Origin of the sequence: Sphingomicrobium sediminis (genome assembly GCF_023805295.1) — a bacterium.
In the GTDB taxonomy this organism is placed as follows: Bacteria; Pseudomonadota; Alphaproteobacteria; order Sphingomonadales; family Sphingomonadaceae; genus Sphingomicrobium; species Sphingomicrobium sediminis.
In genome coordinates this window covers 1-255 of sequence record NZ_JAMSHT010000004.1, presented here as the reverse complement: position 1 = coordinate 255, position 255 = coordinate 1, and the positions used below count along the sequence as shown (strand labels likewise).

Here is a 255-nt window from a genome sequence, read left to right as displayed (position 1 = left end):
GCGTCGTGCCCGTGCCGGTGGTCGAGGTCGTGGTGAAGGTCGAAGAACCCGCACCGCGCGCAATCGCCGCAACGGTCACGCTGCCCGAGTTGGTGAGATCGACATCGAGACCACCCGGATTGACCGTAACGACCGCCGTCGTGCCCGTGCCCATCGTCGTGGTCGAGCCCGTACCGGTCGCCGAGATATTGATCCCGAAGGCCGTCGCACTGGCGCCGCCAATCGCAGCCGAAGCCACCGCGACCGCACCAATGT

1 protein-coding gene is annotated in these 255 nt (G+C 67.1%); it reads right to left on the bottom strand.

Going from position 1 to position 255, the window contains the following annotated elements:
- Positions 1–255 (bottom strand): hypothetical protein (locus NDO55_RS11920; protein WP_252115647.1); only part of this gene is annotated, 255 nt, incomplete at both ends.